Genomic DNA, 25,346 nt, shown 5'->3' on the forward strand with positions numbered 1-25,346 from the left:
TTTGTAAAAAAGTTCCTTTTTTTTAATTTTTTTACCACACCAACACCCCCTTATCGATTTTAAATTAAAAGGAAAACCCTTACTGTAACTATGAAAAAAATTAAAGTTCGTTATGCTCCAAGCCCTACTGGTTTTTTACATATAGGAAATGCTCGTACTGCTTTATTTAATTATTTGTTTGCTAAACATAATCAAGGAGAGTTTATTATCCGCATCGAAGACACTGATTTTGCCCGCAATGTTAAAGGTGGTGAGGCTTCTCAATTAAAAAATTTACGTTGGTTAGGAATTGATTGGAGCGAAGGGCCCGATATCCAAGGACCTTTTGGACCTTATCGCCAATCAGAAAGACTTGCCATTTACCAAAAATACGCCCAAAAACTACTTGATCAAGGTCTTGCTTACAAAGAATTTCAAGAAAATACAACTACTTTTGCAATAAGATTTCGCGTTCCTACCAATCAAACTTTTTCCTTTGATGATTTAATTAGAGGCAAACTTACTTTTCAAAGTCAAGAAATTGAAGATTGGGTTATTATCAAATCAAACGGCTATCCTTCTTATAATTTTGCAGTTGTTATTGACGATCATTTAATGCAGATTTCTCATATTTTTCGCGGAGAAGAACACATCACTAACACTCCTAAACAAATTATGATTTATCAAACTTTCCAATGGCATCTTCCTCAATTTGCTCACATGACCTTAATTCTTAATGACAACAAAAAAAAATTAAGCAAAAGAGATGCTAATATTATGCAATTTATTGAACAATATGAAAAATTAGGCTACTTACCGCAAACCTTATTTAATTTTTTATCTTTATTAGGATTCAGTCCTTTAAGCCAAACCGAAATATTAAGTCCTCAAGAATTAATTAATTTATTTGATGTGGCACGCCTCAATAAAGCTCCTGCTATGTTTGATAAAACTAAATTAGATTATTTGAATAATCAACATTTAAGAAAACTAACTCCAGAAGTAATTGCATCATTTATTATGCAAAAAAAATATTTAGATCTTACAACTGCTCCTACAAATGACAAAGAGTGGATGACTAAATTTGTGTCTTTGTTTCAAGATAGAATGAATTATATGCAACAAATAACAGATTTTTATCAACTTTTTTTTCAAACCAAACCTTCCTTATCACAAGAAGCTACACATTTTTTACAAACTAATCCCCAAACAACCCTAATTTTAAAAACTTTTTATAATATTTTTGATGTTATTATATTTGAAAAAGATGTTATTTCTGATGCCATTAAACAAGTTACTAACCAAAATGATTTTGCTAAAAAAACACTTTTTATGGCTTTGCGCATTGGAACTACTTGTAAAATGCATGGTCCAAATATCGCCCTTTTATTAGAATTATTAGGAAAAAAACAAGTACTTAAAAATTTATCTTATATTTTAGAACAAGCCCAAAAATTCTAATTAATTCCATTTGGAAAATAATATTTATATATTTAGTAATTAATTTTTATTTACTTATCATTTTATTTTATATAATTCATTTCCATCGCAATTTAAAACCTTATTTTTTATTTCGCCCCCCTCATTTTTCTTTATGCCATTTCCAAAAAAAGGATTTCTTTAATGCTACAAATTTATAACTCTTTAGCTCACAAAAAAGAATTTTTTAAACCTGCCCATCCGCCCCAAATTAACATTTATGTTTGCGGACCCACTGTCTATAATCACCTGCATTTAGGAAACACTAGACCTTTAATTTTTTTTGATACAGTGAAAAGATATTTAGAAATGCTTAATTTTAAGGTATATTATGTAGTAAATATTACTGATATTGATGATAAAATTATTGAAAATGCCCTTAAAAACCAAGTTTTGGAAAAAGATTTAGCCAATAAATATATTAAATCTTTTAATAATCTCCTTGAAACCCTAAACATCCAAACCATCAATTTTAAACCTCAAGCTACCCAATATATCAATTATATGATTTTCTACATTCAAACTCTTTTAGACCAAGGATTTGCTTATTTTACTGATCAAGGAATATATTTTCGTGTATCTAAAATTACTGATTATGGTAAACTCAAAAAACAAGATTTATCCCAACTTAAACAAAATGTACGTAAACAATTAGACCTCCAAAAAGAATTTCCAGGAGATTTTATTTTGTGGAAAAAAACTTCGCAAGGCATCACATATCCAAGTCCTTGGTTTGCGGGGCGTCCTGGTTGGCATACTGAATGTGCAACTATGATTGAACAACTTTTTAAATTGCCTTTGGATATTCATGGAGGAGGAACAGATTTAAAATTTCCTCATCATGAAAATGAAATTGCCCAAACATACGCCCATAGTCATCAAAAACTAGCTAATTTTTTTATGCATGTAGAAAGATTAGATTATCAAAATCAAAAAATGTCTAAATCTTTAGGCAATATTATTTGGTGTAAAGATTTATTAAAACAATACAATCCTTGTATAATAAAGCTTTTAATTTTAAGTACTCATTACCGTAAGCCAATTAATTTTAGTTATGATTTGATGGAACAAACTCAAAAAAAATACCAAAAAATAACTGATTTTTTAACTAAAAATAATTTTTATTTAAAAGTGAATCAATTTTCTTGTCAAGCCTTAGACCAAGATATAATGCAGTTATTTCATCAATTAATGCAAGATGATTTTGCTACTCATAAAGTAATTGATTTAATGGAACAAATAATTAAACAAACCCATCAAACCCAAATTTTGGATAAGTTATCCCAATTTCAAAATTCTTTATTATTAATTTTAAATACTTTAGGAATTGCAATTCTATTTAAAAAACCAACAAAAACAGACTTAAAAACATATTTTTTATGGCAAGATGCAAGAAAATGCAGAGATTTTATTAAAGCAGATATTTTAAGAAAACAATTATTAGATAAAGGTTTTATTTAAAAAATTACCCTTTTTTATTTTTTTTGCAATCTTTATCATTTTTCATTCATGCTCCCACATTTTAATTATTTTTTTACCTTTTTTTATTTTTCAATATTATTTATTTCAATCAACAAACATTGCAATAATTTTATTTATTTAGAAAAAGACCTCTTAATTGAGGTTTTTAATATATTATCAGTATCAGAGGAAATCGTGCTAAAAGTTTATTATAATCAAACCATTTTAAATGTTCCTTTAAACACCAGTTTAGAGACTTTAAAAAATCAATTAAACCTTAAAAATGTTTATGCTGCCAAAGTAAACAATAAATTAAAAGAACTTACCTTTAAATTGCAAGATCCCACCAATCAAATTACTTTTTTAGGCACTTGGAACGCTGCGGCTGTAAATATTTATGAAGCTAGTTTAAGATATTTAGTTGCTATGGCATCTTACAAACTTTTTGAAAATATTTCATTACATTTTACTTATTATAGTTCTTCTAGTATTTTGGTATCTTTTCCTAAAGAAATTACTTTTTTGACAGAAATGTTTCAACAAATCCAAGAAGAAATGCTCTTATTGGTATCTCAAAAATTAGATATTATAAAAAAGAAATTGCCTCTTGAAAAAGCCTTGCAAATTTATCAATCTTTGGGTTTTGGGGATAAAATTAGTCTCCTCAAACAAAAAAATCCTTCCTTTGTAACCCTTTATTTTTGCCAAAACTATTGTAATTATATGTATCAAGGTTTAGTTCCCAACACTAGTTATTTAGATAAATATCATTTATTTTATCATAAAAATGGGTTTGTTATTCAATTTGTAACTCCTTTTAGTGATGAAAAAATTCCTCCTTTTCAAAAAGAGCCTCTATTCGAACAAATGCTTATTCAAAGTTTGTCTTTTAAAAAAACTATTCAAATACAAAATGTTTCCCAAATTAATCATTTTGCTCAAACTGCTAAAAGCCAATTCAATTTAATTAATCTTGCAGAAATTAATCATCAAAATCAGTTGCAACAATTAAGTATCCAAATTGCTAAACGTTCCTCCAATCTTAAAATTATTAATATTTCGGGCCCTTCTTCTAGTGGAAAAACTACATTTGCTAAAAGATTACAATTACAATTGCAAGCTTTAGGAATTTTTACTTTTATTATTGCTATGGATAATTATTATTTGCCTTTGAAAGATATTCCCAAAGAAAAAGATGGCACTTCCTTTGATTTTGAAAGCATTGATGCCTTAAATATTCTTTTATTTAATCAAAATATCTATGATTTGATTACTTTTAAAAAAACTACTATTCCTCAATTTGATTTTGTTACTCGTAGTCATACCCAAAAAGATATTCAAACCCATAATCACATTATTTTAGTAGAAGGAATGCATGCCATAAATCCTAAACTTACTCCTTTTATTCCAAGATTACAAAAATTTCAAATCTATATTGCCCCACAACATCAATTATCACTAGATTTACACAATCCTTTACATTTAACCGATGTTAGGTTTTTAAGGAGAGCTATAAGAGATTATATTTCTAGGAATACTACTATTTTAAGGACTTTTGAGTTTTGGGATTCTGTGAGAAAAGGGGAGTTTAGATGGATTTATCCTAATCAACAAGAAGCTGATTTTATTTTTAATTCCGAATTAATTTATGAATTTAATGTTTTAAAACCATATTTAATTCCTTTTTTATTGCAAATTCCTGAAACAAGTAAGTATTTTGATAAAGCTCAGTATTTTTTAAATTTGTTAAGTTTTTTTAAATCTTTTGATTCTAATTTAGTTTTTCATGAGTCTTTGTTAAAAGAATTTATTGGTGGTAGTCCTTTTTATTTTTAGATTATTTTATAATTAAATTGGAAAGATTAACTTTTGTAAAAAGTTAATCTTTTTTTGTTTAAAAAGATATATTATTGATAAAAAGTACTATTTTGAGCGATTTTTACTCAAAAAAAGAGTAAAATAAAAAAGGTAAGGGGCAAAAATAAATAAACCCTAAAAACCCCCTAAAGAAGAATATTTAAAAATGACAAAACAACAAAAAACAACAAATTTTGTTTTTTCAATAGCTTTATTAGTGGGATTAGTTGGAACAGCTTATTTCGCATGGAAGCAACAAGAATACAAAAAAGTAAAACTCAAATCCACCAACCCAACCAACTCAATACAGAACAAACAACAACACCCAATCATCTACAAAAGTTTCACAAGGAACTAATTTACAATCATCCACCTCACCATCAAATTTTCAAACCCCCACTAAACCAAAGAAATCCAATTTCAAAACAAGACCTAGATACAAAAACGGAATTATAATTATTAGTCTAAATCTCTATAACTAATAATTTTGATATAAATACTTTATCACAAGAAGACCAAAATTTAAAACAAAAGTACATTTTTGAAAATGTAAGTTTTATAACAACCACAAAAATAATATAAAACATTATAATCGAGAAATATTAACTAATACCAATCAAAAAATATTTAAAACACATCAAAGAAAAAAATATGCATGATACAATTATTGAATCTGTACAAATTTGTTTAAACCAATGCCAAAATGATATCCGCACATCAGTCGAACTTTTTATTAAAACCCTATACGAAATAAAATAAATATTATTTTATTATTCCTAATAACCCCTTTCTTAGGGGGTTATTATTTTTATTCTACTTACTGTAATCCCTTTAAATCAATCTACCCAAATAACTCTTTTTATTATACAAACAAAAATAAAAAGGAATAATGCCCAGTGATTACATCACCATTCATAAAAGACAAAAATATATAAAATATAAGTTTTGGAACAGTTAGAAGTAAAACAATCTCTTTAAAAAGATATATTATTAAATGAGGATTATAAATTTATAATTGTAGTATTCAAGATAAAAAATTATCAATATGCAGTTGTATCACAAAAATAGTTATATTCCATGTTATAATTAAGCTGTAAAAACTTATTATATTTTAATATTTAAGTGTATAAATATATTTAAATATAATTTATTCAAAAATATTCATACACAAAATATTGATGTTAGGAACTTTATGTATCAGAAAAAAATTTTAATTAGATTTGGAGAATTATTTTTAAAAGGAAAAAATAAAAAAGTTTTCATTAATACATTAAGGCAATTTTTACAAAATAAAATTAAAGATCTTTGCAACGTTCAAATATATTTTAAACATGACTATGCTTATCTAGAATATATTTATGATGTAAGTTTAGAAAAAGAAATTCTTAAAAGATTGTCTTATGTATCGGGGATTTCTTCTTTTGTTGTAGTAAGTCAATCAAGTAGACAATTAGATGATATTGTTCAAAAAGCTTGTTTGTTGTTGCAAGAAAAAATTACAAAAAATACTTCTTTTAAAATAGAAATTACTAGAAAAGATAAAAGTTTTCCTTTAAAAAGTTTGGAATTAACCCAACAAATTGCTCCTTTAATTTTAAAGCAGTTGGAAGATAAATTAATAGTTGATGTTAAAAAACCTCAAGTTATTTTAAATGTTATTATTAGAAAAGAAAATGCTTATCTTTATTTGAAAAGTGATGAAACTCAAGCTTTAGGAGGGTTTCCTGTTTCTTCTGGTGGTAGAGGAATTGTTTTGATGAGTGGTGGTATTGATTCTCCTGTATCTGCTTATTTAGCAATGAAAAAAGGTATTACAGTAGAGTTATTACATTTTGAATCAAGTCCTTTAACTCCTTTAGAATCAATTCAAAAAGTAATTGATTTAGCTAAAGTTTTGAGTCGTTATGCTTTTGGTAATCAAATTAAATTGCATTTAGTGCCTTTTAGATATTTGCAAGAAACAATTACTAAAACAGTTCTAGATTCTTATATCATTAATATTATGCGTCGGATGATGTATCGTTTAGCTTCTCGATTTGCTTGTCAAAAAAATCATTTATGTTTAATTAATGGTGAATCAGTAGGACAAGTAGCAAGTCAAACTTTGGAAAGTATGCAGACAACCACTCAAGTAACAAATATGACTATTTTAAGACCTTTAGTTACTATGGATAAAAATGAAATAATTAAAATAGCTAAACAAATTGATACTTTTGATATTTCTATTCGTGCTTTTCATGATTGTTGTACTCTTTATTTGCCTAAAAATCCTACTACTAAACCAACTATTCTAAAAGCTAAAAGAGAAGAGCAAAAAATAGATTATTTTGCCTTATTAAATGATGCTTTGCAAAATACAATTACTCTCAATATAGACCAACATTTGCAATTTAACATCTGTGATTATGGTTTTTTTGATGTAAAACAAGCAATTAAGCATTTTTGTGAACAAAATAAAGAGCAAACTATTGTAAGTCAATAGTAAAATACAAAAAATAAAAAAATCAACAAAATAATATTTAAAAAGAGCATAAAAAGGAAACAATTTTATATTTTTATGTTTTACTAATTTCATTCAAGGGACAATTTATGATTACATCGAAACAAAATCCTACTTTTAAAAAATTAAAAAAATTACAATTAAAAAAATATCGCGATTTGTATCAACAATTTTTAGTATATGGTGATCATCTCATTGAACAAGCACAAAAAAATAACTCTGTTGTTGCTATTTTTACTTCTAATGAAGAAAAACCAGGGACTTTTATTGCGACTTCTTTGATGAAAGAATTATCCCAAACTAAAACCGTATTTGATCAAATAGCTCTTTGTAAACCTACTTCAGAGAATAATTTATTGTCTGATAAAATTTTAGTTTTGGATGATATTCAAAATCCTGCTAATTTAGGAGCTTTAATGCGTTCTGCTAGTGCTTTTGGGTTTAATAAAGTTTTTGCTAGTTTTCATAGTGCTGATTTTTATCATGAAAAAACTATTAGATCAAGTCAAGGTGCATTATTTTCGCTTTCCTTAAAAAGAGGAAATACCAAATCTTTTTTAGAAGAAATTAAAGAACAAAACTATTCTATTTTTAGTGCTTTTCCCCAAAAAGCCAATATTACTATGGAAGATGCTAAAAAACATCCTAAAAAAGTATTAGTTTTAGGTAATGAAGGACAAGGGATTTCTTCGGAAACAGAATTCCTTTCTGATTATTTTGTAAATATTTGCACTCAAAATGTCGAAAGCCTAAATGTTGCAGTTGCAGGAAGTATTTTAATGTATCTTTTGTAATTGCCAAATATAAAAGATTTCATTGCAAAAAAATAAAATTATAAAATAAATAAAATAATAAAGAGGTTTAAAAATGAATATATTACATGATATTAATCCTGCAAGAATTACTAAAGAAGAGTTTATAGTAGTTATTGAAATTTCTCAAGGAAGTAAAAAAAAATATGAGATTGACAAAGAAACAGGTCTTTTGTTGCTTGATCGTTTTTTAACAACTGCTTTTCGTTATCCGATTAATTATGGATTTGTTCCTTTGACTCATTGTGAAGACAACGATCCTTTAGATGTTTTGGTGTTATCTCAAGAAATCCTAGATCATATGACTTTGGTAAAATGTCGTCCTTTGGGAATAATTAAAATGATTGATAATAATGAATTAGATGAAAAAGTAATTGCAGTTCCTGTTTTTGATAATTATTTTTCTCATTTACAAGATTTAAAAGATATGCCTTTGCCCATGATTGCAGAAATTAAGCATTTTTTTGAAAATTACAAAACTTTAGAAAAGAAAAAAGTAGTTATTGAAGCTATACAAGATAAACAAGCAGCATTTAGTGCTATTGAAACAAGTCTTTTAACTTATCAAAAATTTATTAAACCTTCTTTAAAGAAATAAAAAAGCAATAAGAGCCTTATTATATTTTTGCAAATAACATTTATTTGTTTTGAAAAAATGATTTTTTTAGTTTTGATAAGACTCAATTATAATTAAATATTTGATTTATATTTGATTAAATTGTTTGAAAAAGAAAAAAAGATTTCACAATAATATTGGTGATAAATACTTACTGTATAACAAACTTATTTTTGAAAAAATACTTACTAACTCAAATTTGATTATTGCATTTATTTCATTTTGTAAAGGAAAAGTTTAAATTATGAAAACAATTATCACTAATAAAAAAGCATTTTATGATTATTCTTTAGAAAAGAAAAAATATCAAGCAGGAATCAAATTATTAGGAAGCGAAGTAAAATCGATTAGAATAGGAAAAATTAATTTATTAAACTCCTATATTCATATCAAAAATGAAGAAGTTTTTATAGTGAATATGACTATTTTAAAATATCCTTTTAGTTGTTGTTTGGTATATGATGAAAATAGAACTAAAAAGCTTTTGTTGCAAAAACATGAAATTATCCAAATTAAAAATAAAATTAAAACTGAAAAATTGTCTGTTATTCCTTTGAAAGTTTATTTTAATAAAAATTTAGTTAAATTAGAAATTGCCTTAGCTAAAGGTAAGAAACAACATGATAAAAGAAATGCTTTAAAAGATTTTGATGCTAAATTACGTATTCAAAAAACATTAAAAAATTTTAATCAAAAACAATAACTCTTTGTATTTTTTAATGATTAAAAATCCCCAATTAAAAACACTTAAATTGCTTAATATTTTGTATTTTTTTGTAATTTAACAATCTTTTTTATAACAATTTAAATTTTTGCAGTAATAATGATACAAAATAATCAATTATTTTGTATTTTTTGCTTTTATGCAGATATCAAATTAGACAATAATTAAGGACACATAAATGAAAATTTCTAAAACTCGTTTTATTAAGTTTTTAAAAGTTTTAAAATATTTGAATTTTAAGTTTTTATATCAAAATAAATCTCAGTTTCTTTTGGATTTTTCCAATGAACTCAAAGATTTAATTAATGAAGAAACTTATGCTAAAAAACTTGCTTTTTTAAAAGAAAATCTAAGCGAGCAAGACGAATATCAAGTTTTTTTAAACCAAAAACATTTAGCCATTATGCAACCTTATTACAAAAAATTAGAGCTTTTGGTAGGTTCTTATTTGGAAAAACATTTTCCAGGAGAAGTTATTTTTTCTCTAGAAACTCATCAACAAAAAAAGTTTCAAATGAATAAACAAGGATATCAATTTTATTGTTTTTTAGATGGATATCAAGAAGACCAAACCACTATTCGTATTTTTGAAACTAAAACTACTACTAGCAAAAAATTTTTAAAATTGCAATTTGTAAACGATAAAAAAGAAAAAATTCCTTTTTTCCATTATACAAGCCCTAACACCTTATCGCCTTTTTGCAAGGTTTCCAACCAATATAATCTATCTTATCAAAAAAAAATGCAAACTTTTTTTAATCCTGAATCACAAGAAGGAAAATACATCTATGATTTAACTTATCAAAGATGGGTAATTGAAAATAATTTAACTGAGGCACAAAAAAAGAAAAAAATAGAGTATTATTTGGTAGTTCTTAATTCGGATTATGTTTTGGATGACAAAAGTTGTAATAAGTCTTTGGATCCTAACTTGCTTACTTTTATTGATTTGACTTTGATTACACAACAAGGAACTGAAATATTAGAAAATGATGCCAATCTTTTATTTTCTTATTTGTCTTCCAAAACTGCCAAACCCAAAAACACTTCTGCTTTTTATTTGTTGCCTGAAAAAATTCTTCATTTTTATGAAAAAATCCCTTCCAAAGACAGTATTTTTACTTATTTTTATAATCATTTAGGTTTTTTTGACTCCAAAAATAAAAAAAAATACGAAATACAACAGTTAATTTTGCAACAATATTATCATGTTTCTGATATCCCTTTTTCTTGGTTGAATCGTTTTGATAATAAAGTGCAACAAAAAGTTACCCAAAAAAAGCTTCCTTATTATTGTTTTGATAAGATTAAAGCAGGTTTGCAAACCTTAAAATATCCTCTTTATTATTTAGATTTTGAATCTTTTCCTTGTCCTTTTCCTAGATTTAAGGGCGAAAAACCCTACACTCAATCTTTATTTCAATTTTCACTGCACATCGAAAAATCCCCTGGTTTGTGCGATAAAGATAAAAATCACGTTTCTTTTTTGGCACCCAATCACTCTGATCACAGAAAAATCTTATTAGAAAAACTAACCAATGCCATTTTAGATGATGGAGGCTCCATTATTGTTTATCATAAAGCTTTTGAAAAAACACAACTTCAAGAATTATCTTTGCTTTTTCCTGAATATGCCTTTCAAATCCAAAATCTTATTACACGTATTTTTGACCTTAAAGACCTTCTAAAAGGCAGAAAAACTTTTTATCAAAACTTAGGATTTGATTCCGAACAAGCCGCAGGTATTAATTTTTATCATCCCCATTTGCAAGGTTCTTTTTCTATTAAAAAAATTACTCCTTTATTTTGCAATCTGAATTATCAAAATTTAGTTATTCAAAATGGTATTGAGGCTTTTTTAACTTATATTCAACTGCCTCAAATGTCTCCTTTGCAATTCCAAGCGCAATTTCAAGCCTTAGAACAATATTGTAAACAAGATACTTGGGTAATGGTAAAAATTTTGAAAAGACTTATTAGCCAAACCAAAAAACCTAATTTCTTATATTTAACTCCTAAAGATATTGTCCAATAGCCAAATTTATTATTTTTATCTCCTTTTTACTCACAAAATTCCTTAATGATGCATAAAATAATTGTTATTTACTTTGGGTAAATGATATAATTATATTATGAGTTATTTTTTTTCATTAAAAGATAAAAATGGTGCTTGTAAAAAATCACTGTTTTTTTTATTTTGTATCTTGTTTAGTTGGTTTCGTTTGTTAATTTTAAATATTTTCCAAACCTAACAAGATGCATTTACTAGGAGGTATCGTTTGATTAGTAAGAATTTTTTTAAACTTTTAGATAAAATCGCTCAAGAAAGAGATTTAGATAAAGACCAAGTTATTGGTGCTTTTGCTAAAGGATTGATTTCTGGTTGCAAAAAAAATCATAAAGTTAAAAGTTGTAAAATCCAGTTAAAAGAAGACAAAAGCGAAATTATTTTATATAAACAATTTTTGGTCGCTGACGAAGCTACTATGAGCACTATTAATTTAAAAGAGTCAACTCCCATTACTCTTGAAGAAGCCCAACAAATCAAGCCTCATGCCAAAATAGGTCAAGTAATTGATATTAAAGTTGATCCTAAAGATTTTAATCTATACGCTGTTAAAGAATTTAAAAATCAATTCAACGAAGAACTTACAAAAAAGAAAAGAGAAAACATTTATAATTTTTTCAAACAACAAGAAGGCAAATTAATTAGTGCTAAAATTATTTCAGAAAACGACAAATTTTATAATTTGGAATTAGAAAAAGAAATTACTACCTTACTTCCTAAAAAAGAAATTGCTTCTAATAATGAAATGCAAGTAGGCGAAAGAATTCAAGTTTTTTTGTCAGAGGTAAGAAAAACTACTAAATGGCCTAAGATTTTTGTCAGTTGCAATCATGTGGGACTTGTAGTTAAAGTGTTAGAAGAAAATATTCCTGAAATCCAAGAAGGCATTGTTAAAATTGCAGGGGTTGCCCGCATTTCTGGCGAGCGCACCAAAATTGGTTTATTGTCTTGTGATGCTCAAGTAGATGCCATTGGCTCTTGTATTGGCGAAAGAAGCAATCGTATTAAAAATGTTATTAAAATCCTTAAAGGTGAAAAAGTTGATTTATTTGTTTGGAGCGACGATCCCCAAGAACTTATTGCAAATGCCCTCAAACCTGCTTCATGCCTTCAAGTTGTTATCAAAGACGACATTAACAAATACGCTCTTGCAATTGTACCTGACGATCAATTTTCTTTAGCGATTGGTAAATTAGGTAAAAATGTTAAATTAGCAGTAGAAGTAACTAAGTGGAATATTGATATCAAAACCTTAGATCAAGCTCAAATAGAAGGATTAATTTAATTGTAATGACTGTTTTGCGCACTTGTATAGTTTCTAAAAAAATTCAAGATATCAAAAACATGATTAGAATAAATAGCACTAAACAAGGAAAAGTAGCTGTTGATTTTAATTTAGTACTTCAAGGAAGAGGAGCATATCTAACTTTAAAACCTGAATATGTTATTTTGTCGCAAAAAAAGAAACTTTTAGATAAAAAACTCAAAACCCAAGTGCCTGAAGAAATATATCAAACCCTTTTAAAATTAATTGCTTCACAAACTTAGTAAATATTTTTATATTTATCCATTTTTTCCATCTTTGAAATATCTTTATTCATTTCACACTTCACACTTTTTATTTTGTACTAAATTTATTTTTTATTTTGCAATTTTTTATTTTTATGTATTCAAAATTATTAAAATTAAAGGAGGGATGTAAATGACCCTTAACAAAAAAACAAATAATGAAAATTCATCCAAAACTACCCCTAAATTATCCAAGGAAACAGATTTGCAAAACGATTTTGCTAGTAAAAACTATGTTTTTAATCCCCAAGACAAAGTTTTTCAAATCGCTCAAGTTTTTGGCATTACCAGCGCTGTTTTAATTAAAAAATTATTACAATTAGGACTTAAATCAGATGTTAATCAAACTTTAGAAAAAGATATTGTTGAACTTTTAGCCAAAGATTACAATATTAAAGTAAGTGAACCCCAAAAAGAAAAAACCTCAACACAACTTCAACCACAAACGCCTCCCCTAACTAAATCCAAACCTCAAATCCAACCCAACCAAAAAATTAATTTACAAAAAACACCTCCTATTGTAATTATTATGGGACACGTTGACCACGGTAAAACTACCTTATTAGATGCCATTCGAAAAACTCGTGTAGTTGATAAAGAATTTGGAGGCATCACACAACACATAGGAGCTTATCAAGTCGAATACCAAGGCAATAAAATAACTTTTATTGATACTCCAGGACACGAAGCTTTTGATAAGATGAGAGCTAGAGGAGCTAAAATTACTGATATTTGTATTTTGGTAGTAGCAGTTGATGATTGTGTCAAACCACAAACCTTAGAAGCTTTGAAACACGCTCAAAAAGCCCAAATTCCTATTATTGTTGCTTTAAATAAAGTTGATAAACCAAACAATAATACACAAAAAATTATGCAAGAATTATCTAGTTATGATTTATTACCTGAAGAATGGGGCGGCACCACTCCTTATATTGCTATTTCTGCTTTAAAAAGAGAAGGTTTGGAAAAAATATTAGAAATTATTCTTTTAGTTAGTGAAATCCAAAATTTACAAGCTAATCTCGATCAAAAAGCTCAAGGAACGGTTATTGAGGCAAGCCTTGATAAATCTCTAGGACCTGTGGCTACTTTTATTGTAAGTGATGGCAGCCTCAAAGTAGGCGATATCGTTGTTGCTGGAACTTCTTATGGAAAAATTCGTTCTATGGAAGATGAAAACAAAAAAACACTAACCAAAGCCTTACCTTCGCAACCTGTGCGAGTTTCAGGATTAAAAGAAGTTCCTCAAGCAGGAGATATTTTTTATGCGGTTACTAATGAAAAACAAGCACGCCAAATTGTAGCTGAAAAAAAATCCCAAACTAAAGAAACTTTAGCCAAAACTCTTTCACCTCTTAATTTAGAAGATATTTTACAAGACTTAGAAACCGAAAAACCGCAAGAACTAAATATAATTTTAAAAGCCGATACTCAAGGCAGTTTGGAAGCACTTCAAGGTATGATTGCCAAAATTAAAGTATCTGATCTTAAAGTGCAACTTTTGCGCGCTACTGTTGGAACAATCACAGAAACAGATATTGCTCTTGCTAAATCATCAGACAGTTTGTTAATGGGGTTCAATATCAAACCTGCTTTTTCTACATTCAAATCTGCTCAAAGACAAGAAGTAAAAATTACTATTCATAATGTTATTTACCACATTATCGAAGATATTGAACAAAAATTAAAATCTATGATTAAGCCTACTTTTGAAGAAGTGGTTACTGGCAAAGTAGAAGTAAGAAAAATTTTTAATATTAGCAAAGTTGGTAATATTGCTGGTTGTTATGTTAAACAAGGTATTGTCAATAATAGCGATTTTGCTAAAGTGATGCGCAATGATGAAGTTTTATTTAAAGGTAAAATTGCATCCTTAAAACATCTCAAAGATAACATTAAATTTGCCAAACAAGGTCATGAGTGCGGCATTTTACTTGATGGTTTTAATGATTTTGAAATTAATGATATAATAGAAACATCTAAACTAAGCAAAGTAGAGGAATAAAAAATGGTAACAACAGCTGAAAGACTATCCAGTCTAATTCAAAAAGAATTGGTGTTAATTAATGATATTATTCAAGACGAACAAATAGGATATATTAATTTAACCGATGTTAAAGTAACAAAAGACTTGTCTTTTGCTAATGTTTATTACACTATTTTAAGTGATGATCCAACTGTTTTGAAATTAACAGAAGAAACTATTGAACAAAATAAAGTTGTTATTCGGTTGGAATTAGCTAAAAAAATTAAAAATTTTCGTAAAATCCCTGATTTAGTTTTTAAATATGATAAATCTTTATCTTATGGGCGTCATATAGAAAATATTTTAAAAGATATTAATAAATAATTTCTTTCTTTGTTATTTGTTTCAATAATTTATATAAGAGATGCTTTAATGAAGGCATCTTTTTTTAATTGGTATTGGCATTTTGTTATTGTCGTTATTGAAAAATAATTTGATCACAAAATACAAAAATTAAAACTTCTTTTCTTTGTGCAATTCAAAAAAATAATGTAATTAGTAAAATAATTCAAATATATAATTGCAAAAGTAAATTTGTAAACGGTTTTTTGTTTTGTGTTTTTGCTTATCATAAATAATAAAATGAAATAAATAAAACACAACAAAAAGAAAGGACAATAATGAAACTTATTGTAGGTTTGGGCAATCCAGGTACCAAATTTGTAAATACTCGTCATAATGTTGGTTTTGCTGTTGTTGATTCTTTTTTAAGTCAAAATAAATATCAAATCTTGAAGGAAGACACAAATGCCCACATTTATCAAATTAATTTTAATAATTATCAAGCATTATTGATTAAATCACAAACATATATGAATTTTTCAGGTGAAGTGGTGAAAAAAATTATAAATAAATATCGCATTAAGATAGAAAATATTTTAGTTATTGTAGATGATATTTATTTGGATGAAGGAAAATTAAAGTTAAAAATGAAAGGTGGTCATGGAGGGCATAACGGATTAAGAAATATTATTGATCGTTTAGGCACTAAACAATTTAAAAGGTTAAAAATAGGAGTCAGTTTAGATTCTTGCATGCCTTTGGATCAATATCTTTTAACACCTGTGAATTCAAGAATTCAAAAAAACATTTTAAAAAACATCGATATTATTAATAAAATTATATTTAATTTTATTCAAGATGTTGATTTTAATATTTTGATGAATGGTTATAATTCTAAACTTTGATTTTTACTACTTATTATTTATTTGAAAATAAATGATTTCTTAATTGAACAAATTTATAAAGGTATAAAAAAAGAGCAAATATGAGAAATATTTGCTCTTTTTGTTTTGTTGTATTTTGTTTTGTTGTATTTTGTTTTGTTGTATTTTGTTTATTGTTATAAATCTATTTTTGTGATTTTGATTTGAGAAATTACTTTATCATTGTGTTTTAAGATTTTAAATTTAAAATTCTTATAAATGATTTCGGTATTTTTGTCATTTTGGTTGGGGCATCTTCCCAATTTGCCTATTAAAAAACTTGTTTTGTTGTATTTTGTTTTGTTGTATTTTGTTTTGTTGTATTTTGTTTATTGTTATAAATCTATTTTTGTGATTTTGATTTGAGAAATTACTTTATCATTGTGTTTTAAGATTTTAAATTTAAAATTCTTATAAATGATTTCGGTATTTTTGTCATTTTGGTTGGGGCATCTTCCCAATTTGCCTATTAAAAAACCACTTAAAGTATCGTAATCTTCAGTATTAAATTCTAATTTAATTGCTTCTGCTACTTCTTCTAAATTAACAAATCCATTGACAATATATTCATTTTTGGCAACTTCTTTAATCATTAGCTCTTCGTTGTCGTATTCGTCAGAAATTTCACCTAAGATCTCTTCAATTAAATCCTCAAAAGTAATTATTCCAGCTGTGCCACCATATTCGTCAATTACTATTGCTATATGGGTTTTGTTTTTTTTCATTTCGCGAAATATTTCTCTAGTATTTTGGACATCTTGCACTAAATAAGGTTTTCTAATGAATTTTTTCAAATCAAAAATTTTATTTGGGTTTGAGGACATTAAATAATTAAAAATATCTTTAACATGTAAAATGCCTATAATATTATCAATACTATTTTCATAAACTGGGAAACGTGTGTATTTTTCATTTTGGATAGTTTTAATTAATTCTTTTTTGGTAATTTCAACATCAATTGCAACTATTTCGGTGCGGTGACGCATTACTTCAGAAATGTTTGTGTGATCAAATTCAAAAATATTTTGAATCATTTTATTTTCATCTTTGTCAATGATGCCTTTTTTATAACTTGAAGTTAACATTAAGCGTAGTTCGTCTTCCGAAACTTGTATGCTATTTTTGTTAGGATTTAGCCCTAAAACAATAAGAAAAAGATTACTTACTTTAGTCAAAATCCAAACTAAAGGTGTAATTAACCAAGCAATTAAGGAAATAGAACCAGAAAAAAGATAAGCAATTTTGGAAGGTGCATGCATTGCTATGCGTTTAGGAATTAATTCTCCAAAAATAATAGAAAGAGTAATAATTAAAGCCTCAATTCCGATTTTATGTAATGAAAAATGACCCTCTTTCTCTCTTAGCCAATAAGATGTTACAATATTTCCTTGAAAAAAAGTAATTATATGAATCATAATTTGAATTACTGATAAAAAAGTGGTTGGTTTGGCTTTGATTTTTTTTACCCTTAGAGCATTTTTATTTCCCTTTTTTATATCTAATTCAATTTTGCTTTCGTTAGTAGAAATAAAAGATATTTCGCAAGCTGCAAAAAAAGCATTTAATGCGATTAAAATAATCAATATGACTATCGGATTCATAAGAAAAAACACTTTTTAGCATTAATGCACAATTTTTTATTTGCTAAATTTGATTTTTTATTTACAAACGTCTTTTTTTTAAAGATATTTATTGTGCTAAATTTTATACTATCACTATCTTCCATATGTTTTTGAAACAATACCTCACCTTTAATTTATATTTTTAATAACTAACTGATTTCATTTTAACATAAATAATAAAAAATGTCAATTTGTGAAGTGAAATAATTGTTGCTTTTGCATTGTTTTTGCTGGATTTTTTTAGTACATATTTTTTTGTTAATAGGAAATATTGAAAAGCAATAAAAAAGAATGGTAATTTTGTTTTGGTGTTGCTTTTTATTTCCTCAATAAAATTTTAATTTATTTTTTGATTTTGTAATTTGTTTACAATAAATTAGCGAACCTATCAAAAATAATTAAAGCATCTTGGTGAATGTTGTTTTCCAAAATAAAATCTAGATTCAAAGGCCAAATGCTATATTTTAGTGTCAATAAACAGCGATAACGGTTATTTTTTTTAGGAATAAGTGACAAAACAGGACCTAAAACAGTTATTTTATGTGAAAAACGATTTGCCAATACCCCTTTGATGCGGTAAGCAATATCAAAAGTTTTTTTAAAATCTTTATGAGAGATTAAAATTTTGCTGATATATCCAAATGGAGGGTTTTGTGACATTTTTCTTTCTTCTAAAAGTTTTCTCAAAAAACTCTTTTCTTCATATTTAACCGCTGCATTAATTGCAAAATGATCTACATTATAACTTTGTACAATTACTTTTCCTTTTTCTTTTCTGCCACAACGTCCTGCTGCTTGGATGAGTAATTGAAAGGTTTTTTCTGAGCCTTTAAAACTAGGAATTTTGAGTAAACAATCCGCCATTAAAATACCTACCAAAGTAACTTTGTGAAAGTCAAGTCCTTTGGCAATCATTTGAGTTCCTAACAAAATATCTGCTTTTTCTTGATTAAAATCTTTCCATAATTTTTCGTATTGACCAATTTTTGTGATAGTATCTGAATCAAATTTGATAATCCTTGCATGTAAAAATTCTTTTTGGAGATAAGCTTCGATGTATTCGATACCAACGCCGACTTCTTTTATTTGTTCTTTGGAACAGCGTCTGCATTTTGTTGTAAATTGCTCTTTATAGTTGCAATGACTACATTTTAATAGCTCTTGTCTTTGATAAAAAGTAAGACTATTGTTGCATTTATGGCATTTTGGGACAAAGCCGCAAAAACGGCATAAAACAAATGGCGCAAAACCTTTGGTGTTGATAAATAAAATGGCTTGTTGTTGTTTGGCTATAACTTCCTTTAAGGCATTTTGGAGGGTTTGGGAAAAAGGTTCTAAACTGCCTTTTTTTAATTCTTCTTTCATGTCAACAAGTTCGATGGGTGGAAAAGCATCAATTAAAGCTCTTTTGGTAAGGCTTAAAAGTTGATAATTTTTTTGTAAAACTTGATAATGACTTTCCAAAGAAGGAGTTGCGCTTCCTAAAATTAAAGGAATTTTGTGGTATTTAGCCCTTATTTGTGCTAAGTTTCTTGCATCATAAGTGGCGCGCTCTTTTTCTATTAAAGCCTCGTCGTGTTCTTCGTCAATGATGATAATTCCTAAATTATTTAAAGGAGCAAAAATAGCACTACGAGTTCCCAAAACAATGCAGGCTTGTTGTTCTTTGATTTTTAAAAATTGGTCTAAATGTTCTTTGGGGCTTAAATAACTATGTAAAATAGCTATATTTTTGTTTGTAAATTTGGCTTGGAGACGTTGCATTAAAGGAGCTATTAATATTAATTCGGGTACCAATAATAAAACTTGCTTATTTTGATTGAGAACTTTGGTAATTAAATGGAGATAAATTTCAGTTTTTCCTGATCCCGTTTTTCCATGCAAAAGATAAGTTTTATGGCAGTTAAGATTTATTTTTTGCAATATTTGTTGTTGCTCTTCATTCAAAGTTATTTTTTTGTCTTTTGTAAGTAAATCAAAGTTGTGATTCAAAATTATACTTATTTTTTTTTCTTTTTGTAAAATGATTTTTTTGCGGATTAATGATTGAATAATGCTGTTTGAAGTTAATTCTAAGGCTTTTTTTCTTGTGATTTCTTGAATTTCTATTTTTTGTTTGCTATGTTTGATTTCATTTGAGTTTGTTTTATTTAACATTTTCAAAGGTTTTAATTGTTTTAATTTTTCAACAAAATCTTTTTGTTTGGGTGTTAATTTTGTGTCTTTTTGTTCGCTTGATTTTGGATTAAGGTGGTAAATGCATATTTTTTTTTCAGTGTTTTTTTCTTTGAGTTGTAAAATATCTTTGATTATGACAATTTTTTTCTTAGATAGTTTTGTGAAATGTTCTAAAAGTTTTTCTTGGGATTTATTTTTGGGATTTAAAAAAAGTTTATTTTTGTTTGTGAAAAAACCTTTGAGATTTTCAGGTAAAAACTCCTTGTTTATAATTTTAATTTCTTTTAAAAAAGATTTTACAAATTCTTTGGGGAAAATAGTTTCATAAACTAAGGCTTTAATGATAAAAGGAGTTTTTAACATTTCTTGAGATAATAAAAAAAATTCTTGATTAAAATAAGGAGTTTCATCTAAAATAGTTATTATTTCTTTTAAGCTCTTATTGAATTGGCTATTTTCTTTTAAATTGATAACGTAGCCTAAGCGTTGTAAATTAGCATTACCAAAAGGAACAACAACTCTCATTGCCCTTTTTATTATCTTTTCAAAATGGGGTGGTACCAAATAATCAAAAGGTTTGTTGATTCCTTGATATGTAGTTTTTATATCTATAATTATTTCAGCTATCAATGTTTTATACTTGCTTTCCTTATTGCTTTGGTGTTTGTGTGTTTAATACTTCAATTATAACAAAATTATAAATCATTTAGGATTAATAAAAAAAAGAATTTTAAAAAAGTCTCTTTAAGGTTTGGTTGAATGTAATTAATGTGTTTTTTCTAATTATGTCTGTTTGTTGTTGTTTGAACTATAATATTTTATTGATTAAAATTGTAAGCTATTTATAATATGTTATATTTTTTTATAAATAGATAAAGTTTTTCTTACAGGATTAAAGTATAAATTAAAACTTTCTTTATTGTTTCTAAATACTAAAAAATATTTTTCTTATTAAATAAAAATAAAAAAGGAGGATTAAAATGGCGAGAAATTACAGACGTTCTTATTACAGTAAAAAATCTTTTAGAAGAAATAAATTAACCTTAGGAAGTTTTTTACATATTGGATTTTACCTACTTTAGGTATTGTTATACCTTTTTTGCTTTATTTTGCTTCAAAAGGTTATTTGAGTTTATCTAAGTAATTATTATAAGTATATAAAAGAAAGGATTATAATAAAATGACTTTAAGACAAGTTTTAACACTTATTGCCCTTAGTGGTATATTTATTTTTGTTTTATATAAGTTTGGCATTATTGTTCCTGATTCAACTAAAATTACATGCATTATTTAAATGTTGAATAAAGTATAATTCATTGTTTTTAAAAAGTAGATTATGAAAAGGTTGAAAAATAATAAAGAATTAGAAATTAGAGACAAAATAGAACAACAACAACAACATCAAACTCCATTACTTAAATATCCCTCAATAACTCATTATAAATCTTATGGTAAAATAATTGATTATATTGTGAAGAATATAACAAATACACAAGTAATTTAATCAAAAAAACATATTATAAAATGGATGGTAAAATAATTAATTATATTGAAGAATATAACCAAGATACAGGTAAAAGAATTAAAGCAGTTTATTATCAAATTGATGGTAAAACAATTGATTGTATTGAATAATATAACTCTCGTGATAAAATTATTAAAGAAACTTATTACAATTCCGACGGAACTATTATAGATTAAAAACTTATCCATATAATGTATAAGCAAAGAAAAATTATATTAATTATTTGGGTTATTTTTGAAATAATAAAGGAATTAAATATTTTAAATAATTTTATAGAAAGGAATGATTAATGGATATACAACAATTAATAATTAATGTTTTTTAATCTAAAATATTTATTTCTTTAATTTCAATGATTTTTGTTTTTTTTTAATTTATTATTTTTATTTGTATATTAAAGAATTGAAAAGTAAATATGATTTTAGTGATGAATTACGAGATATAGTGAATCATTATCTTTAAAAAGGTAGAATTAGTGTTAGTGAAATGGGAAATTATTTAGGTGTATATAGAAAACATGTTGAAACAATGATTAAAGAATTTGGAGAATACGGAAATCTTAATTTTTCTGAAGGTATTTTTGATGAAAAAGAAAAAAAGAAAACAATAATAATGATTTATATGAAATTTTAATTTTTTAAAATATTTAATTTCTTTTGATTTTAAAGATTTTTTTTATTTATTATATATTATTTTTTATAGTATTTTTTTACTAAATCATCTTTTTTGTTTGGTTTTAATGTTGGTTGGAATAATAATTTTATTAATATTTATAATATTATAAAAACTATATTTATTTTTATATGGGAACAATTAACAACTTTAATTTATCATTTAAAATTATTTAACTATTTATTTTTATTTTTTATATTAATTATTGAAATTTTTCAATTAATTATGAAAGAATTATTGGTTCTTTTAAAAGAAATACCTAATATATTAGATAATTTAGTATTATTAACTTCTGTGGGTGGTTTTACTTCAATCGCTTCTGTAGCAGGATTGACAAGAATTATTTCTATAATGGTTAATGCAGTGCCAGTTGTTACTTCTGCTGTTAAAGACGTGTCGTCTTTAATAGCAGAAGTAACACAAAGAACTTTAAAAAATAATGTTGATATTCTTTTAAATGTTATTAATTTTTATTTTTAATATTGTTGTTATTGGTAATAGTTTATTTAAAATTGTTTTAATAATATTAGATATTATTTTAAATGTTTTAAAATTCTTTTTATTTTTATTGAAAAAAGTTATAATAATATTGAGTTTTGTTTTATCATTTTTCATTAATTTCCTATATTTATGGGTATTTGAAAGTGATAAAAAAAACGCTTTAATTATTTTTGATAATAGAAAAGAGATTTAAAAATGTCAAGTTTTAGAATAGGCAATAAATATTATAAAATGATTCCCTTTTTAATTACTTCTGGAACATTACTTTTTTTTGTGTTTTGGATAGGTGGGATTGCTTATAAATGTCATTTAGAAACCGAAGAAAGACGATTTTTATTGGAAGCGAATATTGAGAAAAAAGCTAATGAATTAAACGAACAATTACATAAAAAAAATGAGGAATTACAATCTGAAATAAATCATTTAAAATCTGTTCCTTATGAATTTATAAGAGAAGATGGAACAAAAGAATATTATAATTTATTTAATCATAAATTAGTTAAAAAAATTGATAAAGATGATACAATTTGGGAATATGAACCTAATAACGGTATGTTATTAAAGTCAACTGATAAATACCATACTGTGACCATATATGGTTCTCATGGGAAAATGATTAAAAAAACTTTATCAGATGGTGTTTGGATGGAATATAATCCTGTTAATGAAAAATTAATGAAACGTAAAAATATTGATAATTACATTGAAGAATTTGATGATAATGAAGAAAAATTTAAAGAAATAGATAAAAATGGTAAAATTAAATTTTTTAAAACCAAACTTTATCAAAATATTTCAGATTTTAAGAAATTATCTGCTGATATTTCTCAATTAAAAGATTTAGGATTTAGTGCAAAAGAATTAAAAGATGATGGATATACTATTGAGGATTTAAGATATGGTGGATATACTACACAAGAATTGAGAGATTCTGGATTTAGTGCAAAAGAATTAAAAGATGCTACTGGATATACTGCATACGGATTAAAAGATGGTGGATTTACTACAAAAGAATTAAAAGATATTGGATTTACTTTGCAAGAATTAAAAACTGCTGGATTTACTGTGCAAGAATTAAAAGCTGCTGGATTTAGTTTGAATAGTTAAATAAATTAAATATAAAAGTATTCAAAGACGAGCAGAGCGAACTAGGCGGCCAGCCGTTACAACGTTAGAATATCTATTACACACCTCTTATAAAGTCCCCTTTAGGGGATTTAGGGAGTTTTTAATATTATAAAGGAGAACAAGATGTCATTTAGATTTATCAAAAGAACACAAAGATATTATTAATTCAGATGCTTCTTGCATGTATATACATGGTGTAGCTGGTTCTGGCAAAACTACCATTTTAATTGAAAAATTAAGAAAAAAAGAAAAAGAAAAACCTTTAATTTTGGTATCTACTAATGCTACTAAATATTATTTATGATAAATTATTTTTATCATTAAAAGAAGATTATTCTTCTTATAATGATGATGAATTAGAAAAATATTTAAAAGATAATTATGAAATTAGAACATTTTTTCAAAAAGAAAACTGTTATTCATTTATTAAAATTGATAATAAAGTTTTAAAAAATCTTTTGAATTGTTATTAAATTTGTATTATGAAAAGTTAAATTATTATAATTTAATAACTTTTGATGGTTTATTAATTGAAATTAGTGATTTTATTGAATTTGTTGAAAGAAATAATGGTTTAATTTATACTATCTTTATGTTTAATTAATAAAAATAAATGAGTGATTAGTGCACTAACAACAAAAGAAAAACTAACTACTGCTATTAAAGATGTAATAACTAGGGCAAAAACAAAACCTAAAAAGAAAAGGTCTGTAATTATAAATGCAAGGATTAAAATACAAATTACAAAAGTATATATTTATATATATATAAATAAATAAATATGAGTTTATAAGTGCAAATATTAAAAAAAACCATAAAAAGAAAAATATGTATTACTTTTTATTGGTTTGTATACTTAACATTTGCTAATCTATTAAAAAACTATCTTTAGAATTTAACATATGTGTGTTTCTAATTAAAGTGTTTGTATTTTTAATACTCTATATTATTAAAACTAGGCATTTTTATTCTTATTGTAATTACGTGTTTTTGCTTTTTTTATTTTAGCTTTATAAAATTTGTTAGTTTTCTTAGATTTGTTTTTCTTACTTAGTGGAATTGGCATTTTAGATGACAATTTATAAATTAAAAAGATAATCATCAAAAAATAATAATGGAATTAAGATAATTTAAATAAATTTTTTCTGGCGTAAGTTTTATTATTACGGGTTGAAAAAATTCCAAGATAAAACAAAGTAAAATAATTAATCCATATTTTCACAATACAGTAGAGAAAAAGAAATTTTTAATTTATTTTTTAAAATAAACTGAATAACATTATTCCCACCAATAGTAGCATTATTTTTCATAATTAAAGTAATTCCTATACTTTGACATAAACTCCACTCAAAATACAAGGAACCAAAAAGTATTTTAAAAACACTTGCAAGGCGTAACATATCACCTCCTAAACATTAAACAAT

Annotated in this window: 23 protein-coding genes; 20 read left to right on the forward strand and 3 right to left on the reverse strand. The window is 25.6% G+C overall.

Translation table 11 applies throughout. The features are described 5' to 3' along the window. Positions 1 to 90 precede the first annotated feature (90 nt). The 14 genes from gltX to pth all read left to right on the forward strand — a co-directional run bounded on the left by gltX (position 91) and on the right by pth (position 16,278). Entirely contained in the window at positions 91 to 1,440 is a 1,350-nt protein-coding gene (gene gltX / locus N747_RS0100365; RefSeq protein WP_024563350.1) for a glutamate--tRNA ligase, read from the forward strand. Between the two features lie 162 nt (positions 1,441 to 1,602). After that, a complete protein-coding gene (gene cysS, locus N747_RS0100370) occupies positions 1,603 to 2,919 on the forward strand; it encodes a cysteine--tRNA ligase (protein WP_024563351.1) in 1,317 nt (438 codons plus the stop codon). Between the two features lie 195 nt (positions 2,920 to 3,114). Then, entirely contained in the window at positions 3,115 to 4,755 is a 1,641-nt protein-coding gene (locus N747_RS0100375) for a nucleoside kinase (protein ID WP_024563352.1), read from the forward strand. Between the two features lie 267 nt (positions 4,756 to 5,022). Further along, positions 5,023 to 5,232, forward strand: coding sequence for a hypothetical protein (locus N747_RS0100380; RefSeq protein WP_024563353.1), 210 nt, complete (start codon positions 5,023 to 5,025; stop codon positions 5,230 to 5,232). Between the two features lie 736 nt (positions 5,233 to 5,968). Continuing rightward, positions 5,969 to 7,258: a tRNA uracil 4-sulfurtransferase ThiI gene (thiI, locus tag N747_RS0100390; RefSeq protein ID WP_024563354.1), complete on the forward strand. Its 1,290-nt coding sequence runs from the start codon at positions 5,969 to 5,971 to the stop codon at positions 7,256 to 7,258. Positions 7,259 to 7,365: 107 nt separating this feature from the next. Beyond that, positions 7,366 to 8,070, forward strand: a complete 705-nt coding sequence (locus N747_RS0100395) for a TrmH family RNA methyltransferase (RefSeq protein ID WP_024563355.1) — start codon at positions 7,366 to 7,368, stop codon at positions 8,068 to 8,070. 73 nt (positions 8,071 to 8,143) lie between these two features. Continuing rightward, on the forward strand, positions 8,144 to 8,686 hold the full coding sequence (locus N747_RS0100400) for an inorganic diphosphatase (protein WP_024563356.1): 543 nt from the start codon (positions 8,144 to 8,146) through the stop codon (positions 8,684 to 8,686). A gap of 262 nt (positions 8,687 to 8,948) precedes the next feature. Then, on the forward strand, positions 8,949 to 9,407 hold the full coding sequence (gene smpB / locus N747_RS0100405; protein ID WP_024563357.1) for an SsrA-binding protein SmpB: 459 nt from the start codon (positions 8,949 to 8,951) through the stop codon (positions 9,405 to 9,407). Between the two features lie 199 nt (positions 9,408 to 9,606). Then, positions 9,607 to 11,463: a DUF2779 domain-containing protein gene (locus N747_RS0100410; RefSeq protein ID WP_024563358.1), complete on the forward strand. Its 1,857-nt coding sequence runs from the start codon at positions 9,607 to 9,609 to the stop codon at positions 11,461 to 11,463. A gap of 244 nt (positions 11,464 to 11,707) precedes the next feature. After that, positions 11,708 to 12,781, forward strand: a complete 1,074-nt coding sequence (gene nusA / locus N747_RS0100415; RefSeq protein WP_024563359.1) for a transcription termination factor NusA — start codon at positions 11,708 to 11,710, stop codon at positions 12,779 to 12,781. A 5-nt stretch (positions 12,782 to 12,786) separates the two neighbouring features. Then, positions 12,787 to 13,044, forward strand: coding sequence for a YlxR family protein (locus N747_RS0100420; protein WP_024563360.1), 258 nt, complete (start codon positions 12,787 to 12,789; stop codon positions 13,042 to 13,044). A gap of 154 nt (positions 13,045 to 13,198) precedes the next feature. Then, on the forward strand, positions 13,199 to 15,070 hold the full coding sequence (infB, locus tag N747_RS0100425; RefSeq protein WP_024563361.1) for a translation initiation factor IF-2: 1,872 nt from the start codon (positions 13,199 to 13,201) through the stop codon (positions 15,068 to 15,070). 3 nt (positions 15,071 to 15,073) lie between these two features. Next, positions 15,074 to 15,415 carry a 30S ribosome-binding factor RbfA gene (gene rbfA, locus N747_RS0100430; RefSeq protein WP_024563362.1) on the forward strand — a complete coding sequence of 114 codons (342 nt, stop codon included), beginning with the start codon at positions 15,074 to 15,076 and terminating at the stop codon, positions 15,413 to 15,415. 296 nt (positions 15,416 to 15,711) lie between these two features. Continuing rightward, complete coding sequence (pth, locus tag N747_RS0100435; RefSeq protein WP_024563363.1) at positions 15,712 to 16,278, forward strand: aminoacyl-tRNA hydrolase; 567 nt, start codon at positions 15,712 to 15,714, stop codon at positions 16,276 to 16,278. A gap of 353 nt (positions 16,279 to 16,631) precedes the next feature. Here pth and N747_RS0100445 read toward each other — a convergent pair whose 3' ends face one another. Next, positions 16,632 to 17,897, reverse strand: a complete 1,266-nt coding sequence (locus N747_RS0100445) for a hemolysin family protein (protein ID WP_029783859.1) — start codon at positions 17,895 to 17,897, stop codon at positions 16,632 to 16,634. Positions 17,898 to 18,284: 387 nt separating this feature from the next. After that, on the reverse strand, positions 18,285 to 20,726 hold the full coding sequence (gene priA, locus N747_RS0100455; RefSeq protein WP_024563365.1) for a replication restart helicase PriA: 2,442 nt from the start codon (positions 20,724 to 20,726) through the stop codon (positions 18,285 to 18,287). Between the two features lie 706 nt (positions 20,727 to 21,432). On the opposite strand from priA, the gene N747_RS03970 reads away from it, so the two are divergent. From N747_RS03970 to N747_RS0100495, 6 genes are all read left to right on the forward strand, one after another. Then, positions 21,433 to 21,600: a hypothetical protein gene (locus tag N747_RS03970; RefSeq protein WP_240992276.1), complete on the forward strand. Its 168-nt coding sequence runs from the start codon at positions 21,433 to 21,435 to the stop codon at positions 21,598 to 21,600. A 20-nt stretch (positions 21,601 to 21,620) separates the two neighbouring features. Continuing rightward, complete coding sequence (locus N747_RS03710) at positions 21,621 to 21,731, forward strand: DUF2963 domain-containing protein (protein WP_240992277.1); 111 nt, start codon at positions 21,621 to 21,623, stop codon at positions 21,729 to 21,731. Between the two features lie 787 nt (positions 21,732 to 22,518). After that, positions 22,519 to 22,773: a hypothetical protein gene (locus tag N747_RS03975; protein WP_240992278.1), complete on the forward strand. Its 255-nt coding sequence runs from the start codon at positions 22,519 to 22,521 to the stop codon at positions 22,771 to 22,773. Between the two features lie 216 nt (positions 22,774 to 22,989). After that, entirely contained in the window at positions 22,990 to 23,901 is a 912-nt protein-coding gene (locus N747_RS03715; protein WP_024563366.1) for a DUF2963 domain-containing protein, read from the forward strand. Positions 23,902 to 24,103: 202 nt separating this feature from the next. After that, positions 24,104 to 24,226 (forward strand): TGBp1 family protein, encoded by a 123-nt coding sequence (locus N747_RS03980; protein WP_240992279.1) that lies wholly within the window; start codon positions 24,104 to 24,106, stop codon positions 24,224 to 24,226. Beyond that, on the forward strand, positions 24,204 to 24,395 hold the full coding sequence (locus tag N747_RS0100495) for a hypothetical protein (protein ID WP_024563367.1): 192 nt from the start codon (positions 24,204 to 24,206) through the stop codon (positions 24,393 to 24,395). The genes N747_RS03980 and N747_RS0100495 overlap by 23 nt, the downstream gene beginning before the upstream one ends. A 732-nt stretch (positions 24,396 to 25,127) precedes the next feature. Here the strand turns inward: N747_RS0100495 and N747_RS0100510 are convergent. Then, on the reverse strand, positions 25,128 to 25,322 hold the full coding sequence (locus tag N747_RS0100510; RefSeq protein ID WP_024563368.1) for a hypothetical protein: 195 nt from the start codon (positions 25,320 to 25,322) through the stop codon (positions 25,128 to 25,130). Positions 25,323 to 25,346 lie beyond the last annotated feature (24 nt).

The sequence above is a fragment of the Candidatus Phytoplasma tritici genome (assembly GCF_000495255.1).
Classification (GTDB): Bacteria; Bacillota_I; Bacilli_A; order Acholeplasmatales; family Acholeplasmataceae; genus Phytoplasma; species Phytoplasma tritici.

What these genes read in the sequence shown, in the direction of transcription:
- gltX (WP_024563350.1), top strand. Translation starts at nt 91, where the DNA reads ATGAAAAAAATTAAAGTTCGTTATGCTCCAAGCCCTACTGGTTTTTTA.
- cysS (WP_024563351.1), top strand. Translation starts at nt 1,603, where the DNA reads ATGCTACAAATTTATAACTCTTTAGCTCACAAAAAAGAATTTTTTAAA.
- N747_RS0100380 (WP_024563353.1), top strand. Translation starts at nt 5,023, where the DNA reads ATGGAAGCAACAAGAATACAAAAAAGTAAAACTCAAATCCACCAACCC.
- thiI (WP_024563354.1), top strand. Translation starts at nt 5,969, where the DNA reads ATGTATCAGAAAAAAATTTTAATTAGATTTGGAGAATTATTTTTAAAA.
- N747_RS0100395 (WP_024563355.1), top strand. Translation starts at nt 7,366, where the DNA reads ATGATTACATCGAAACAAAATCCTACTTTTAAAAAATTAAAAAAATTA.
- N747_RS0100400 (WP_024563356.1), top strand. Translation starts at nt 8,144, where the DNA reads ATGAATATATTACATGATATTAATCCTGCAAGAATTACTAAAGAAGAG.
- smpB (WP_024563357.1), top strand. Translation starts at nt 8,949, where the DNA reads ATGAAAACAATTATCACTAATAAAAAAGCATTTTATGATTATTCTTTA.
- N747_RS0100410 (WP_024563358.1), top strand. Translation starts at nt 9,607, where the DNA reads ATGAAAATTTCTAAAACTCGTTTTATTAAGTTTTTAAAAGTTTTAAAA.
- N747_RS0100420 (WP_024563360.1), top strand. Translation starts at nt 12,787, where the DNA reads ATGACTGTTTTGCGCACTTGTATAGTTTCTAAAAAAATTCAAGATATC.
- infB (WP_024563361.1), top strand. Translation starts at nt 13,199, where the DNA reads ATGACCCTTAACAAAAAAACAAATAATGAAAATTCATCCAAAACTACC.
- rbfA (WP_024563362.1), top strand. Translation starts at nt 15,074, where the DNA reads ATGGTAACAACAGCTGAAAGACTATCCAGTCTAATTCAAAAAGAATTG.
- pth (WP_024563363.1), top strand. Translation starts at nt 15,712, where the DNA reads ATGAAACTTATTGTAGGTTTGGGCAATCCAGGTACCAAATTTGTAAAT.
- N747_RS0100445 (WP_029783859.1), bottom strand. Translation starts at nt 17,897, where the DNA reads ATGAATCCGATAGTCATATTGATTATTTTAATCGCATTAAATGCTTTT.
- N747_RS03970 (WP_240992276.1), top strand. Translation starts at nt 21,433, where the DNA reads ATGAAAAGGTTGAAAAATAATAAAGAATTAGAAATTAGAGACAAAATA.
- N747_RS03710 (WP_240992277.1), top strand. Translation starts at nt 21,621, where the DNA reads ATGGATGGTAAAATAATTAATTATATTGAAGAATATAACCAAGATACA.
- N747_RS03975 (WP_240992278.1), top strand. Translation starts at nt 22,519, where the DNA reads ATGAAAGAATTATTGGTTCTTTTAAAAGAAATACCTAATATATTAGAT.
- N747_RS03715 (WP_024563366.1), top strand. Translation starts at nt 22,990, where the DNA reads ATGTCAAGTTTTAGAATAGGCAATAAATATTATAAAATGATTCCCTTT.
- N747_RS03980 (WP_240992279.1), top strand. Translation starts at nt 24,104, where the DNA reads ATGTATATACATGGTGTAGCTGGTTCTGGCAAAACTACCATTTTAATT.
- N747_RS0100495 (WP_024563367.1), top strand. Translation starts at nt 24,204, where the DNA reads ATGCTACTAAATATTATTTATGATAAATTATTTTTATCATTAAAAGAA.
- N747_RS0100510 (WP_024563368.1), bottom strand. Translation starts at nt 25,322, where the DNA reads ATGTTACGCCTTGCAAGTGTTTTTAAAATACTTTTTGGTTCCTTGTAT.